Source organism: Actinomadura sp. J1-007, assembly GCF_009793335.1.
Classification (GTDB): Bacteria; Actinomycetota; Actinomycetes; order Streptosporangiales; family Streptosporangiaceae; genus Spirillospora; species Spirillospora yumaensis.
This window is the reverse complement of the sequence record NZ_WING01000001.1, coordinates 2,865,425-2,879,951: the sequence shown is the minus strand read 5'-3', so window position 1 is coordinate 2,879,951 and position 14,527 is coordinate 2,865,425. Positions and strand designations below refer to the sequence as shown.

Annotated in this window: 12 protein-coding genes, 1 pseudogene and 1 riboswitch; of the genes and pseudogenes, 8 read left to right on the top strand and 5 right to left on the bottom strand. The window is 71.6% G+C overall.

What is annotated here, in order from left to right; all coding sequences use genetic code 11:
- Positions 1-28: 28 nt before the first annotated feature.
- The 6 genes and pseudogenes from purS (at position 29) to GEV43_RS13000 (ending at position 7,663) form a co-directional block, all read left to right on the top strand.
- A complete protein-coding gene (gene purS / locus GEV43_RS13025) occupies positions 29-271 on the top strand; it encodes a phosphoribosylformylglycinamidine synthase subunit PurS (RefSeq protein ID WP_309239611.1) in 243 nt (80 codons plus the stop codon).
- Between the two features lie 233 nt (positions 272-504).
- On the top strand, positions 505-945 hold the full coding sequence (locus GEV43_RS13020; RefSeq protein ID WP_175250040.1) for an ATP-binding protein: 441 nt from the start codon (positions 505-507) through the stop codon (positions 943-945).
- A 96-nt stretch (positions 946-1,041) separates the two neighbouring features.
- Positions 1,042-1,722: a phosphoribosylformylglycinamidine synthase subunit PurQ gene (purQ, locus tag GEV43_RS13015; RefSeq protein WP_160820916.1), complete on the top strand. Its 681-nt coding sequence runs from the start codon at positions 1,042-1,044 to the stop codon at positions 1,720-1,722.
- A gap of 1,439 nt (positions 1,723-3,161) precedes the next feature.
- Positions 3,162-5,423, top strand: a pseudogene (gene purL, locus GEV43_RS47220) (phosphoribosylformylglycinamidine synthase subunit PurL); the annotation flags it as partial.
- A gap of 94 nt (positions 5,424-5,517) precedes the next feature.
- Positions 5,518-6,267 carry a dienelactone hydrolase family protein gene (locus GEV43_RS13005; protein WP_160820914.1) on the top strand — a complete coding sequence of 250 codons (750 nt, stop codon included), beginning with the start codon at positions 5,518-5,520 and terminating at the stop codon, positions 6,265-6,267.
- Between the two features lie 148 nt (positions 6,268-6,415).
- Positions 6,416-7,663: a glycosyltransferase gene (locus GEV43_RS13000; protein WP_160820913.1), complete on the top strand. Its 1,248-nt coding sequence runs from the start codon at positions 6,416-6,418 to the stop codon at positions 7,661-7,663.
- Between the two features lie 199 nt (positions 7,664-7,862).
- On the opposite strand, the gene GEV43_RS12995 is transcribed toward GEV43_RS13000, so the two are convergent.
- On the bottom strand, positions 7,863-8,456 hold the full coding sequence (locus GEV43_RS12995; RefSeq protein WP_160820912.1) for a TetR/AcrR family transcriptional regulator: 594 nt from the start codon (positions 8,454-8,456) through the stop codon (positions 7,863-7,865).
- A 94-nt stretch (positions 8,457-8,550) separates the two neighbouring features.
- On the opposite strand from GEV43_RS12995, the gene GEV43_RS12990 reads away from it, so the two are divergent.
- On the top strand, positions 8,551-9,252 hold the full coding sequence (locus tag GEV43_RS12990; protein WP_160820911.1) for an SDR family NAD(P)-dependent oxidoreductase: 702 nt from the start codon (positions 8,551-8,553) through the stop codon (positions 9,250-9,252).
- Positions 9,253-9,342: 90 nt separating this feature from the next.
- Positions 9,343-9,693: a hypothetical protein gene (locus GEV43_RS12985; RefSeq protein ID WP_160820910.1), complete on the top strand. Its 351-nt coding sequence runs from the start codon at positions 9,343-9,345 to the stop codon at positions 9,691-9,693.
- A 70-nt stretch (positions 9,694-9,763) separates the two neighbouring features.
- Here the strand turns inward: GEV43_RS12985 and GEV43_RS12980 are convergent, their stop codons facing one another.
- The 4 genes from GEV43_RS12980 to GEV43_RS12970 all read right to left on the bottom strand — a co-directional run bounded on the left by GEV43_RS12980 (position 9,764) and on the right by GEV43_RS12970 (position 14,471).
- Positions 9,764-10,699, bottom strand: coding sequence for a hypothetical protein (locus GEV43_RS12980; RefSeq protein WP_160820909.1), 936 nt, complete (start codon positions 10,697-10,699; stop codon positions 9,764-9,766).
- A gap of 3 nt (positions 10,700-10,702) precedes the next feature.
- Positions 10,703-10,881, bottom strand: a riboswitch (cyclic di-AMP (ydaO/yuaA leader).
- Between the two features lie 155 nt (positions 10,882-11,036).
- On the bottom strand, positions 11,037-11,420 hold the full coding sequence (locus GEV43_RS56045; protein ID WP_375539041.1) for a S8 family serine peptidase: 384 nt from the start codon (positions 11,418-11,420) through the stop codon (positions 11,037-11,039).
- Positions 11,342-12,211, bottom strand: coding sequence for a S8 family serine peptidase (locus GEV43_RS56040; protein ID WP_375539040.1), 870 nt, complete (start codon positions 12,209-12,211; stop codon positions 11,342-11,344). Before GEV43_RS56040 ends, GEV43_RS56045 begins: the two co-directional genes overlap by 79 nt.
- Positions 12,212-12,359: 148 nt before the next feature.
- Positions 12,360-14,471 carry a serine/threonine-protein kinase gene (locus tag GEV43_RS12970; RefSeq protein ID WP_160820908.1) on the bottom strand — a complete coding sequence of 704 codons (2,112 nt, stop codon included), beginning with the start codon at positions 14,469-14,471 and terminating at the stop codon, positions 12,360-12,362.
- Positions 14,472-14,527 lie beyond the last annotated feature (56 nt).

Below are 14,527 nucleotides of genomic sequence, written 5' to 3'. Positions count from 1 at the left end.
AAAAGCGCAGATCAATGAGGGGGCGGTCGTGGCGCGCGTCGTCGTCGACGTCATGCTGAAGCCGGAGATCCTCGACCCGCAGGGCCAGGCCATCGCCCGGAAGCTGCCGCAGCTCGGGTACGAGGGCGTGGCCTCGGTGCGGCAGGGCAAGCGGTTCGAGCTGGAGCTGGACGGTCCCGCCGACGAGGCGGCCCTGGACCGGGCCCGGAAGATCGCCGAGACGCTGCTGGCGAACCCGGTGATCGAGAACTACGAGGTCCGGGTTCTCTAGCCGTTCGGCGCCGTCCGGAATGGCGTCGGAAAACGGCATTGTTTTGGCGCGTTCCAGGAGGCCGGTCGTCATTTTGCGTGACGGATGGTTCACCGAGACATCCGTCACTGTGGCGATTACGGCAGTTTCCGCCGGGGAAGCTTAACTGCGTCAAGTCGGCGAGCGGTGGGCGAGGTCCACCGCGCGCGGGGACGTAACAGGGGCGCTGGCGACACACGAGGTGACCGGTGGACATGAGGTTCTCGCTCGCGCTGCCCCGCGAGGCGCTGAGCATTCCGGTGATCCGCCGCGTGGTCGGGGACGCGCTGCGCGGCCTCGGCGTCGCCGAGGACTGCGTCGAGGACATCCTCGTCGCCACGTCCGAGGCGTGCACGAACGCCGTCCAGCACGCCCGCGCCAGCGGCAACTACGAGGTCGTCGGGTACGTCGACGACGGCGCCTGCATGCTCAAGATCATGGATTGGGGCCGGGGCCTGCGCGGCGCCGAGGAGGACCGCGGGATGTTGAGCGAGTCCGGGCGCGGGATTAGGATCATGCGTGCGCTCGTGGACGATCTCAGCATCGACTCCTCGCCCGAACGTGGCACCGTCGTCCACCTGCGGAAGCGGTTGACCTGGCGAGACGAGTCGCTCGTCCGCCGCCTCGACCGCCGCCTCATGCACAGCGCCGGGTAGATTGGGACGCGCGCGGGGGGATTGTTGCGCGCAGCGGTGATCGGCGGAGAGAACCCGCCCGTCCCGGCCGCACCTCATTTCGGAGGAACAGAACAGATGGACGCTGCCCGGGTTGGGATCATCACCTTCCCCGGCTCCCTGGACGATCGTGACGCCGCACGGGCCGTACGGCTCGCCGGCGCCGAGCCGGTCACGCTGTGGCACGGCGACCACGATCTGCGGGGAGTCGACGCCGTCGTGCTTCCAGGCGGGTTCTCCTACGGGGACTACCTGCGCGCGGGGGCCATCGCGCGCTTCGCGCCACTGATGGGCGAACTGGTCGACGCCGCCAAGGGCGGCCTGCCCGTCCTCGGCATCTGCAACGGCTTCCAGGTCCTGTGCGAGTCGCACCTGCTGCCGGGCGCCCTGCTGCCCAACGCCGGACTGCACTTCGTCTGCCGCGACCAGCGGCTCCGCGTCCAGAACGCGGACACCGCCTGGACCACCGAGTACGCCGAGGGCCAGGAACTGGTCATCCCCATCAAGAACCGCGACGGACGCTACGCCGCGGACCGGGCGACCCTGGAGGAACTGGCGGCGAACGGCCGGATCGTGGCCCGCTACGTCGACCTCAACCCCAACGGATCCCTCGACGACATCGCCGGGATCTGCAACGAGGCCGGCAACGTGGTCGGGCTCATGCCCCACCCCGAGCACGCCGTGGAGTCCCTGACCGGCCCGTCCACCGACGGGCTCGGCTTCTTCACCTCGATCGTCAAGAGACTGGTCAACGCATGAGCGAGCAGCCGCCCAACACCCCCGGAAGCCAGGACGCGCCGCGACGCCGCGACGCGTCCGACGAACCGTCGCTGGAGTGGCTCGGCGAGCTCAAGTCCGACGCCGACGACCCCGAGCTCCAGCCGGTGGACCCCGCGGTGACCCAGGCGTTCGAGGCCATCGTCGATGAGGACGACCCCGCCCCCGGCGGCGGCTCCGCCCTCTTCGGCCCGGCCGACGACCCGTCCTCCCCGTCCCCCGCCCAGGGCGAAGGCGAGCAGCCGTTCGTCCCCGGCGCGGCCGGTGAACCCACTTTCGCCCCCCGGACCACCGACCCGTCGTTCGCCTCCGGCGGATCCGACCCGCGCTCGACCGGTTCCCAGGGAACCGGGGCCTCGCCGTCCTACAACGGCCAGCCTCCCGCGGGCGATGCCCCTGCTTTCGACGCCCCCGCCTTCGACGCGCCAGGTTCCCGCGCCGCGCTTTCCGGAACGGGCCCGATCCCGTCCCTGGAATCCCAGCAGTCCGCCGCCGCTGCCCAGGCCGCGGCCTCCGCGGCCTCCGAGGCTCCTGCGGGCGCCCCGGAGCGCGACTTTGCCAAGGCGCTCGTCGCCGAGGGCACCTCCGCCTCGGGCAACCCCACCATGACCAACCCGGACCTCGCCCAGGCAGTGCGAAACGCCCAGGCCGCCTCCGGCCAGCACGCAGCCCCGGCGGGCGAAGGCAGCGGCCAGAACGCCCTGCCCGCGTTCCCCGAGGTCCCGGGCCACCAGCCGTCCCAGCCGTCCCAGTCGGCGTCGGGCGAGCAGGGACGGCCGCCTGAGCCCCGCCGGGACGACCCGTTCGCATCCCCCTCCGCCGACCCTGACGCCGGCCTGGCGGCCCTGGCACAGCTAGCCGGTGCCGGAAACGCCGGACGCGCCCGAGGACGCCACTCAGGCCCGCAGCCGTCCGTAGGCATGGGGACCGGGCCGCAAACGTCTGTCGGCCACGGAACGGGCCCGCAGCCGTCCGTGGGCACGGGTACCGGCCCGCAGCCCGCCGTCGGCCACGGAACGGGCCCGCAGCCCGCCGTCGGGACGGGTACCGGCCCGCAGCCTGCTGTCGGCTCTGGAACCGCCCCTCAACCGATCGTCGGCTCGGGAACAGGTCCGCAGCCCGCTGTCGGCTCGGGAACGGGTCCGCAACCGGCTGTCGGACGTGAAACCGGCCCGCAACCGCCCGTTGGCCCCGGTACGGGTCCGCAGCCCGCTGTTGGCCCCGGCACCGGTCCTCAGCCTGCTGTCGGGACGGGTACCGGTCCGCAGCCTGCTGTCGGCCGCGGAACGGGGCCGCAGCCGTCCGTTGGCCCCGGCCCCGGCACCGGCCCTCAGCCTGCCGTTCCTCCCGTTGAGGACGCGCCGCTAGGAGCCACCGCCGCCTCCGCCGCCTCCGCCGCCGCTGCTGAGCTTGGCGGTACGGACACGGTCGCCGCTGCGGCGGCGACGCCGGAGCGGCCTCAGCCGTACGCCGAGCTGGGCATGAAGGACGAGGAGTACCAGCGGGTTCGCGACATCCTGGGCCGCCGTCCGACGGCCGCCGAGCTGGCGATCTACTCGGTGATGTGGAGCGAGCACTGCTCGTACAAGAGCTCGAAGGTGCATCTGCGGCAGTTCGGCGAGAAGGCCCCGAAGACTGACGCGCTGCTCGTCGGAATGGGCGAGAACGCGGGCGTGGTCGACATCGGCCAGGGCTGGGCGGTCACGTTCAAGGTGGAGTCGCACAACCACCCGTCGTACGTCGAGCCCTATCAGGGGGCGGCGACGGGCGTCGGCGGGATCGTCCGCGACATCATGTCGATGGGCGCCCGGCCGATCGCGGTGATGGACTCGCTGCGGTTCGGTCCGGCGGACGCGCCCGACACGCAGCGGGTCCTGCCGGGCGTGGTCGCGGGCGTCGGCGGGTACGGCAACTCGCTCGGCCTGCCCAACATCGGCGGCGAGACCGTCTTCGACGCCTGTTACGCGCAGAACCCGCTGGTCAACGCCCTGTGCGTCGGCCTGATGAAGCACGACGACATCAAGCGCGCCGTGGCTCCCGGGCCCGGCAACCGCGTGATCCTGTTCGGGGCGGGCACCGGGCCGGACGGGATCGGCGGCGCGTCGGTCCTGGCGTCCGCGACGTTCGACGACGAGTCGCAGCAGAAGCGGCCGAGCGTGCAGGTCGGCGACCCGTTCATGGAGAAGCTGCTGATCGAGTGCTGCCTGGAGCTGTTCCAGGAGGACCTGGTCGTCGGCATCCAGGACCTCGGCGCCGCCGGCGTCTCCTGCGCGACCACCGAGCTGGCCGCGGCCGGGACCGGCGGCATGCACGTCGAGCTCGACTCCGTCCCGCTGCGCGACGCGACGCTGCGCCCTGAGGAGATCCTCATGAGCGAGTCGCAGGAGCGCATGATGGCGGTGGTCGAGCCGGGCAAGGTCGACCGGTTCATGGAGATCTGCGCCCGCTGGGAGATCCCGGCCACCGTGATCGGCGCGGTGACCGACACCGGCCGCCTGGTGATGACGTGGCGCGGCGAGACGATCGTCGACATCCCGCCGGGCACCGCCGCCGACGAGGGCCCGGTGTACGAGCGGCCGTACGCGCCGCCGGCCGACCTCGGGACGCTCCAGTCCGACACGCCGGGACGCCTCACCCGCCCGTCCACGGGCGACGAGCTGCGCCGCACCGTGCTCTGGCTCGCGGGCTCGCCCAATCTCGCGGGTAAGACGTGGGTGACCTCGCAGTACGACCGGTACGTCCTCGGCAATACGGTCCTCGCGATGCCCGAGGACGCGGGCGTCGTCCGGATCGACGACGAGTCGGGCCTCGGCATCGCGCTGTCCCTCGACGGCAACGGCCGCTACACCCGCCTCGACCCGTACTCGGGAGCGCAGCTCGCACTGTCGGAGGCGTACCGTAACGTCGCCACCACCGGCGCCCGCCCGCTCGCGGTCACCAACTGCCTCAACTTCGGCTCCCCCGAGGACCCCGGCGTCATGTGGCAGTTCGCCCGCGCGGTGGAGGGCCTCGCCGACGCGTGCCGCTACCTGGGCGTGCCGGTGACCGGTGGCAACGTCAGCTTCTACAACCAGACCGGCACGACCCCGATCAACCCCACCCCGGTGATCGGCGTCCTCGGCGTCCACGACGACGTCCGCCGCCGCGTCAACATGTCGCTGACCTCCGACGGCGCCACGATCGCGCTCCTCGGCGAGACCCGCGAGGAGTTCGGCGGCTCCGAATGGGCGCACGTCGTCTACGGCCACCTGGGCGGCCTGCCGCCGCTCGTGGACCTCCAGGCCGAGGCGGCGCTGGCGTCCGTCCTGGTCGCGGCCGTGCGCGAGGGGCTGCTCACCGCCGCCCACGACCTGTCGGACGGCGGGCTGTCCCAGACGCTCGTGGAGTCGTGCCTGCGCGGCGGGCTCGGCGCCCGGATCACGCTGCCCGGCGACCCGTTCGTGTCCCTGTTCAGCGAATCGGTCGCCCGCGCCATGGTGGCCGTACGGCCGGGCGGCGAGGGACGTCTCGCGGCCCTGTGCGAGGCCGCCGGGGTCCCGGTGTCGCAGATCGGCGTCGCGGGCGGTGACACGCTCAACGTCACGGGCCGCGGTCCGGACGGCGACCAGCAGGAACTGTTCTCCATTCCGCTGCACGAGCTCCGCGAATCCCACGAACGGAACCTCCCGAGCTACAGCGACTGAGTCCCATAAAAGAACAGCAGTGAAATGCGCGCCACCGCCCCGAGAGGCGGTGGCGCGCTTTTCTGTTGAATCAGCCAAGGAAGGAAGATCCACCATGCCCGCCAAGACAGTGCAGATTCCCACCCCGGACGGCCAGGCCGATGCGTTCGCCGCTTTTCCCGACGACGGTGAACGGCACCCGGGCGTGCTGATGTACATGGACGCCTTCGGCGTTCGGCCCGTTCTGGAATACATGGCCCGCGAACTGGCCGGGCACGGGTACTACGTGCTCGTTCCCAACGTCTACTACCGGCAGGGCCCGGCGCCGGTGACCGAGCTTCCCGAGCACATCGGGGAAGAGGTCCGGCCCGCGATCATCGGCGAGGTGATGCCGTTGATCAAGGCGCACACCACCGAACGCGTCGTGAGCGACGCCGGCGCCTTTCTCGACTTCCTCACCGCCCAGCCGGAGGTCGCCGCCGGGCCGGTCGGCGTGACCGGCTACTGCATGGGCGCCGTCCTGGCGATGCGCACCGCGACGGCCCACCCCGACCGGGTGGGCGCCGTCGCCGGATTCCACCCCGGCCCGCTGGTCACCGACGCGCCCGACAGCCCGCACCGCCTCATCGGCCGGCTCACGGCGCACGTCCACATCGGCCTCGCCGAGAACGACATGACGCCCGAGGCCCTCAGCGAGCTCAACCAGGCCCTGGAGGCCGCGGGCGTCGGCTACACCACCGAGATCTACCCCGGCACCGTCCACGGCTTCACCATGGCCGACACCGACGCCTTCGACGCGTCCGCCCTAAAGCGCCACTGGGACCGCCTGCTCCCCCTCCTCGACCGCGCCCTGGCCGACACCTGAGGTTCCGGCCCGGAAAAGACAATGGCAAGGAGTTCGCACTCCTTGCCACTACCAATTTATAGCGCACTGGGGGCTTGCGGCAAGACCCGGGTGCTGCCCCACCATTGTCGACCGAAAGGCGACCGTCTGCGGAAATGGGGGACGCGATATGCGTGCGTTGTTGTCGACGTGGGGATCGCGCGGGGACGTCGAACCGATGGTGGCGCTCGCGGTGCGGCTGCGGGAGTTCGGCGCGGACGTCCAGGTCTGCGCGCCGCCGGACGAGGAGTTCGTGACGCTCCTGGCGCGGGTCGGAGTGCCGCTGGTGCCGCTGGGCCCCACGGTGCGTTCAGTGGTCGCCGGAACGAGGCCGCCCTCGGGGGAGGACGCGCTACGGCTCGCTCCGGAACTGGTCGCCGCGCGGTTCGACACGCTCGCCGCAGCCGCGGAGGTGTGTGACGTACTGCTGGCAGGGGGCCTGATGCCGGCGGGCGTACGGGACGTGGCCGAGAAACTGGGCATCCGCTACGTGTACGCCTGCTTCCACACGTTCGGACTCCCGTCGCGCCATTTCCCTCCGGGAACACGACCGGGAACACGACCGGGCACGCCGTCCCCCCAGGGCGAGGCCGACATCCGGGCGTTGTGGGAGCAGGACGCCCAGAGGGTGAACGGGCTGTACGGCGAGGCGCTCAACGGCCATCGGGCGGCGATCGGCCTGCCGCCGGTGGACAACGTCCGCGACCACGTCTTCACCGACCGCCCGTGGCTGGCGGCGGACGCGGCGCTGTGCCCGTCGGAGGGCCTGACGGACCTCGACCTCGTCCGGACCGGGCCGTGGATCCTGCCCGACGAACGCCCGCTCCCGGCCGAGCTGGAGGCGTTCCTCGACGACGGCGCGCCACCGGTGTACGTGGGGTTCGGCAGCATGGCCGCGCACGCCCCGAAGGACGTCGCCCGGGTGTCCACCGAGGCGATCCGCGCGCAGGGCCGCCGCGTCCTGCTCGCCCGCGGCTGGGCCGGCCTGGCCCCGGCCGACGGTCGGGACGACTGCTTCGTGGTCGGCGAGGTCAACCAGCAGGCCCTGTTCCGCCGGGTGGCCGCCGTCGTGCACCACGGCGGCGCCGGCACCACGACGGCGGCCGCACGGGCGGGCGCGCCCCAAATCGTGGTGCCGCAGATCGCCGACCAGCCGTTCTGGGCCGCGCGGGTGGCCGAGCTCGGCATCGGCGCGGCTCACGAAGGCCGGACCCCGACGGTCGAGTCCCTGTCAGCCGCCCTCCGGACGGTCCTGACGCCCGAGACACGAGAAAGAGCCGCGGCAGTGGCCGCCACAATGCGTACGGACGGAGCGACGGTGGCCGCGAAACTGCTCCTGGAAACGGTCAGCCAGGAGATGTCGCCCGTACCCGCGTAACCCGCACCGAGCCACCAAGTAAGAGACCGAAGCGCGCCGGCAAAGCCATTCTGGATCAATCAAGCCAGGCATGAGCAGGCGGGCAGGGACCGGAACCCGACCACAGTTCCGGCTCCTTCCGGCCCCTTCCGGCCGTACGCCTGAATCCAGCTCGCAGCCGTTTCCCCGAGCCACCTGGGCACATCCGGGACTTTAGAGGTCAGCGGGGCCTGAGTAGGTCCTCGAAAAGGGTGTCCAGCACGCTGCCGGGAATGCTCGACCCGGTCAGGGCGCAATAGACGATCGGGCCGACAAGTGCGTCGATCGTGGCGTCGGGGTCGAGTTTGGGTGAGATCTCACCGACGTCGGTCGCGCGTACGAGCATGGCGCGTTCCCGCTCGCGGCGCGGGCCGAGGTAGCGCTCGTGGAAGTTCTTGGCCGTACCGGGATCGTGCTGCGCCTCGGCGATGATCGCCAGCAGGACTCTGCCCGCGGGATCGCCGTTGAGAAAGCGCTCGAAATCGCGCAGGTAGCCGCGGATGATCTCCGCCGTGGCCTTCTCCGCGGGAACGGGAAGGCGCTTCTCGCTGTCCTCGATGAGCGTGTCGAGCAGGATCTCGACCTTCGACGGCCACCAGCGGTAGATCGTCTGCTTGGCGACGCCGGCCCGGCGCGCGATCGCCTCGATGGTCAGAGCGCCGAAGCCGTGCTCGACCAGCAGGTCGTCCGCGGCGTGGAGCACGGCCAGGCGGGCGGCCTCGTCGCGCCGGTTGCCGGAGCGCGCTCTACGGGGCGCAGGGCTCGTGGCGGGCATGCGGACACGATACCGGTCGGCCGCGCTGGAACGTGATGTAGTCTAGACGCAACGTCGCGTCTAGACAGAGCGCGACCCCCTTGAAGGAGCGAACGTGTCCGACACGTCCACGGCCGACCCCCGAGCACTGATCATCGGAGCCTCGCGGGGGCTGGGACTCGTCCTCGCCAACGAGCTCGTCCGGCGCGGCTGGCAGGTCATCGCCACCGCGCGCCAGAGCGGCGGCGAACTGCAAGCCGCCGCCGACGCCTCGAACGGACGGCTGGAGGTCGAATCGCTGGAGATGACGAGCCCGAAAGAGCTGGCCGCCCTGAACGAACGGCTGAAAGGCCGCCGACTCGATCTCCTTTTCGTCAACGCGGCGATCGACCGGGGCGACCTGTCGATCGCCGAGGTCCCGACCGACATGTTCACGGAGGTGATGGTCACCAACGCGTTGAGTCCGCTGCGCGCCCTTGAATCACTCCGCGGACTCGTCGCGCCCGGCGGAACGGTCGCGGTCATGTCCTCCGACCAGGGCAGCATCTCGCGCAACACCGAGGGCGGCTACGAGCTCTACAAGGCCAGCAAGGCCGCGCTCAACCAGTTGATGCGCAGCTACGCCACCCGCCATGCCGACGACGGGCAGACCAAGCTGCTCATCGACCCCGGCCACAACCGGACCCGGCTCGGCGGACCCGACGCGCCCCTCACCGCCGAGGAGAGCATTCCGGCCGTGGTGGACGTCCTCGAAGCGCAGGCCGGCGCTCCGGGCCTGCAATTCCTGGACCGCCACGGCGAGGTCGTCCCCTGGTAGCGCGCCGATGCCGCGTTCCGCGTCGCGGGCCCCGATACGGGACGTCGAAAGTGCCAGCCGCTTGTCTGTGCCGGCCAATAACCTCATCGCATGAACGATCGCATCGAGCAGGTCCAGCCGCTCGACTCGGCGATAGCCGAGGAGTGGGCGCGCAATACAGATGAGCCGGACGTGCGCGCTGTGTCGGCTCACAAACTACGAGCGGGGCAGTGGTGGACGGTCAGCGTCCGCGTTATGGAGTTCGTTCGTACCGACCCGCTCGAATCCGAATTGCGCCGTCGCATCGCCGGTGCGCTGAGCGATGTCAACGGCGTGGCCGAGGTCGAGGAGGAAGACCGGGAAGAGTGGACGGTCGTCGGCACTCCGACAGGCGAGGCGTTGGTCGAGGCGGTCGCGCGAGTGGTGGACGACCTGGCCGACCAGATCCGCGCCGCTCTTTAACGAGCCGTCGTGACCCCGCCCCCGCCCAGCGCGAGAGGGCTCGGGGCGCGGCGCGGAGCGCGGGTCGCGGCTAGAAGACCGAGATGTGGACGTGGTCGTAGTGGTTCGCGGTGACGCCGCCTCGGTTGGACATCGGGTCCCATCCCGGGCTGCGCATGTCGTAGATGCGCTGGCGCCAGATGATGTATTTGATACCGAGCTTGCTGGCGTGCGCGATCGCGTAGGCCGCGGTGCGGTCGCCGAGGGACTGGGCGTTTCCGGTGGCCATCTGGCCGCCCGTCGTCACCATGAAGTCGCAGGCGTGTCCGGTGCCGTGGTCCTGCGGGTCGCCCGTGGAACGGACGCAGCCGATCGTCGGGAACGGGCCCATCTCGCGGTCGATGGTGTTCTTCACGTTCAGCATTCGGGGCGTGACTCCGCCCATGCCGACGCTCGGTGACTGGGGCTTGTACTTCTTGACCAGGTTCCGGATGCGCGACTTCTGGCGGACCAGGTCCTGGATGTGCTTCTCCAGGTCCTTGGTCTTCTGCTGCGCTTCGGCGCGGGCCTTTTCCTGGTCGGCCACCAGCTTCTTGATCTGCTGGACGCGCGCCGCCTTGTTCTGCGCGATATGGCTGGCGAGGCTGTAATTGGCGAGGAGCTGGGACGGGTCCTCGGCGGCGATGACGGAGACGGTCGGGTCGGTGCTGCCCGTCATGTACTGGGTCGCGGCGAGCTGGGCGACGAGGCCGCGGGCGCCTTCGAGCTCGTTCTGGAGGTTCCTGGCGCGGCCCAGGGCCTGCTTCGCGTCGTGCTGGGCGTCCTTCAGCTTGGCGAGGTCACCGCCGTACGCCTTGTCGAGCTTCTCGATCTGGTCGTTCAACCTGGCGAAGCGCGCGTTGTCGCCCGGATCGGCCTGCGCGGAGGGCATCGCCCCGGAGCAGAGCGGCAGGGCGACGGCGGCGGCCACGAGGGCTGCCGCCAGGCGGCGGGTGCGGTGCCGAACGGTGGAGGTGGGGCTCTCCACGTCCTCTCCTCTCCTCGTTGGCCTACCGGGTTAGCTGACGGATTCGGGCCGGAGTCTGCCCTATCACGGCCCGCCGCGTGGGCGGGCCCCGTGAATTCACCCCGGCCGGGGCCTTCGCGGCCTCGGCTAGTGGGTCCCCGGTTCCCGAGGCTGACCGCCCCGGGATTCGGCCGGTCCGGCCAGCCTGCCCCTGCTGCCGGGGCGAGTCACCGACCGAACGTCAATGAACAGTAATGAACCGTCTGTCGCGTCGCCAAGATTAGCCCCTGTGGCGGTCGCCGAGCGCGCGGAGCCCGGCTCCCCACCTGGGAAGCCGGGCCATCCTACGTGGCGGGTGTCACAGATTTCCCTTGTAGAGCAGCCGGTTGACAGTGCCGCGCGGCAGGCCCTTGATGCGGCCCGTGGTGGCGTTCGCGTTCAGCCACTTCTGCACCTGCGGGAACGTCGCGCCCCGGTGCGTGGTCAGGTACAGCGCCGCGACGCCGCTGACGTACGGGGTCGCCATGGACGTGCCGTCCAGCACCCGGCTCTTGCCGTTCGGCCAGGTGGAGGTGATGTAGTAGCCGGGCGCGTTGATGTCGAGGCACTTGCCGTAGTTGGACCAGCCGGGGCGCGTGTCCTTGTGCGTGGTCGCGCCGACCGTCATGACCCATCCCGCGCTCGCCGGGGACGTCTTGCACGCGTCCTGCCCGTCGTTGCCCGCGGCGACGGAGACGAACACCCCGACTTCGACAGGTTCGTGACGGCGGTGTTCAGCGCCGCCGACTTCGGCCCGCCGACCGACATGTTCGCGACGGCCGGCTTCTGGGCGTGCGTGCGCAGCCACTGCGCCGCGGCGACGAGGTTGGACATCGGGCCGGAGCCGTCGCAGCCGAGCACGCGCAGCGAGCGCAGCTTGACCTCCTTGGCCACGCCGTACGTCTTGGAGCCGAGGATGCCCGCGACGTGCGTCCCGTGCCCGTTGCAGTCGTTGCCGTTCCCCTTGAACTGCGGGGCCGCCCAGACGGACGCGGCGCGCTTGCCGAACTGCGGGTGCGAGGCGTCGACGCCGGTGTCGATGACGTACGCGCTGACGCCGCGCCCCATCGACCCGTACTTGTAGGACTTCGACAGCGGCAGCTTGCGCTGGTCGATGCGGTCCAGGCCCCACGGGAGCGGCCCGTGCTGCGTGCCGCCGGACGCCTTGACGATCTGGTCCTGCTCGATCGCGGCGACGCGCCCGTCCCGCCGGAGCTGGTCGAGCTGCTTTCCGGTGAGCTTCGCGGCGAACCCGTTCAGGACGCCGTCGAAGCGCTGCACCGACGCGGCCCGCACCTTCTTCGCCGCCGAGTCGGTGGACGCGCCGTCCTTCAGCGTCACGATGTACTGCCCCGGGATCGGGGTGCCCTCCGCCGCCGCGACGTTCACCAGCGAGGGGCCGGGGTCGTCGGCGAGAACGGGGAGGGCGGCCGCGGCGCCCACGCTGGTCGCGACAGCGCCGATCAGCAGCAGCCTTCGGTGGACAGCCCGCAAGAGGGTCTCCTTCGGTCAAGGAAGGACCGCCGGGGGAGGGGTCCGAGCCCAAGATCGAGCCCTGGGCCGAGGGGTACCCTAGTGGGTCTGTTGTGACATGTGTCGTTAAAACAGACAAAGCGGCATACGCCAGCTCGCGAAGCGCCGGTCAGCGGGTGAGCTTGCCCGCATAGCCGCGCGGGTTGCCGGGGCTGGTCCACGCGTACTGGAGCGTCCCGTCCTGCTGGCGCGTGACCTGGACGGTCCCGGCCGTGCACGGCTTCGGGATGTCGAGCTGCATCTGCAACTGCCGCCCGGTGCCCTTGGTGAGCTTCAGCGTGCCGGTGCACTTCTCGCGCGGGTACATCGCCTGCGCGGTCGTCCCGCCCGCCTGGAAGGTCACCTGGATCGGGAAGCTGACGTTGTTGGTCGCGTTGACCGCGGTGCCCTTCCAGGTCCCCTCGAACGCCTTCGGGATCGTCGACACGGGCTGCTGGTCGGCGGCCGGAGGCTGGTCGTCGCGCGAGCCGTCGCCGCCGCCGTCGAGCTGGGGCCACAGCACCAGAACGATGATCGCGACACCGACGCCCACGCCGATGAACAGCGACAGCGCCACGCCCAGCAGGTGGTTGCCCGGCCTGGAGAACCGCGGCAGCGTCAGCCCCAGCGGCAGCCCGCCGGTCGCGCGCAGCTTCGGCACCGACAGGACGGCCGTCGAGTTCCCGCGGTCCTCGGCCGGTCCCATGCCGGGGATGAGGTGCGGCGTCGGCTCCGTCAGGTCGGACGGGGCGGCCTGCGCCTCGTCCTCGTCGTCCTTGAACGGGTCGAACGCCGCTGTGGTCTCGCCCCCGTCCCCCTGCGGAACGGCAGCGGGCCCGGCGCCGTTGCCCGAGCCCCGCACGGCGGGCGCCGCCGGCACCTGCCCGGCCGGGGGATACCCCATCGGCCCCGGAGCGCCCATCGGCGCCATACCGGGCGCGGGAGCCCCGCCCATCGCCCTTGAAGCGGGAACGAGCCCGCCCGCCGGAACCTGAGCACCACCGGGCGCCAGACCGTTCGGCCCACCGGCCGGAACGGGCGAACCGCCAGGACCCGGAGCCGCGAGCGCCCGCTGCGCCTGCTGCGCCTGCCCCGCCTGCTGCGCCCCAGGCCCGCTCATGCCCGGCCCAGAAGCCGTCCCGAACCCGTTGGCCATGCCCGGCCGAGCGCCCGCACCCGAGGCCGCGCCTGGGACGGACGGCGCGGACAGCGCAGGCGGCGCAGGCGGCGCGGACGGCGCGGACGGACCAACGCCTGCCGACGCTGACGGACCCGAGGCAACACCGTTCCCCGTCCCGCCGGGAACGGGCGCCGAGGCAGGCGCCGAGGCGGGCGCTGAGGCGGGCGCCGAGGCAGGCGCGGGCAGGGACGTGCCGCTCAAGGCCCGCCCCTCCTGGACCATGGACGCGGGCATGCGGGACGCCAGCGGTCCGTCTTCGTCCAGCAGGCGGGCCAGGACGTCCTTCGCGCTCGGACGTTCCGAGGGGTCCTTGGCCAGGGCATCGGCGACGATCTCGCGGAGCGACTCGGGGAGCCGCGTCACGTCGGGGTCGTCGTAGACGATGCGCTGCATCACCTCGGACGGCGAGTCGTCGCCGAACGGGGGCTCGCCCGTCGCGGCGAAGATCATCGTGGCCGCCCACGCGAAAACGTCGGCGCCGGGCCCGATGCCCATGCCGCTCAGCTGCTCGGGGGCCCGGTAGGAGGGGTCGTCGGTGGGGCGGCCCGTGGTGCCCGCGTTGACGGCGTCCAGGGCTCGCGCCACGCCGAAGTCGCTCACGCGCGGCCCGTCGCGGCCGAGCAGGACGTTGCCCGGCTTGAAGTCGTGGTGCACCGCGCCCGCGCGGTGGATCGCGGCGAGCGCGACGGCCGTGCCGACCGCGAGGCGTTCGACGACGGCCCAGCCGCGCGGCCCCTCGTCGTCCACGAGCTGCTGGAGGGACGGGCCGTCGACGCATTCGCTGATCACGTACGGGCGGTCGCCCTCGACGTCGGCGGCCAGGATCCCGGCCGTGCAGAACCCCGACACCTTCCGCGCGGGCGCGAGCGCCCCGGAGAACCGCGTGCGGGCCCCCGGCTCGCCGCTCAGCCGTACGTGCAGGAGCTTGACCGCGGCGACGCGCCCGGACGGGCCGCGGCCGAGGAAGACGGCGCCCTGCTCACCGACGCCGAGCCGGCCCGTGATCTCGTGATCGCCGAGTCTTCGCGGGTCACCGGGCTGCAGAGGCAGCGCCTCGGGCATCTAACGAACCTCCGTGTCCAATCGCCGGACCGCGCCCGGCGCTTCCCGAACCTGCC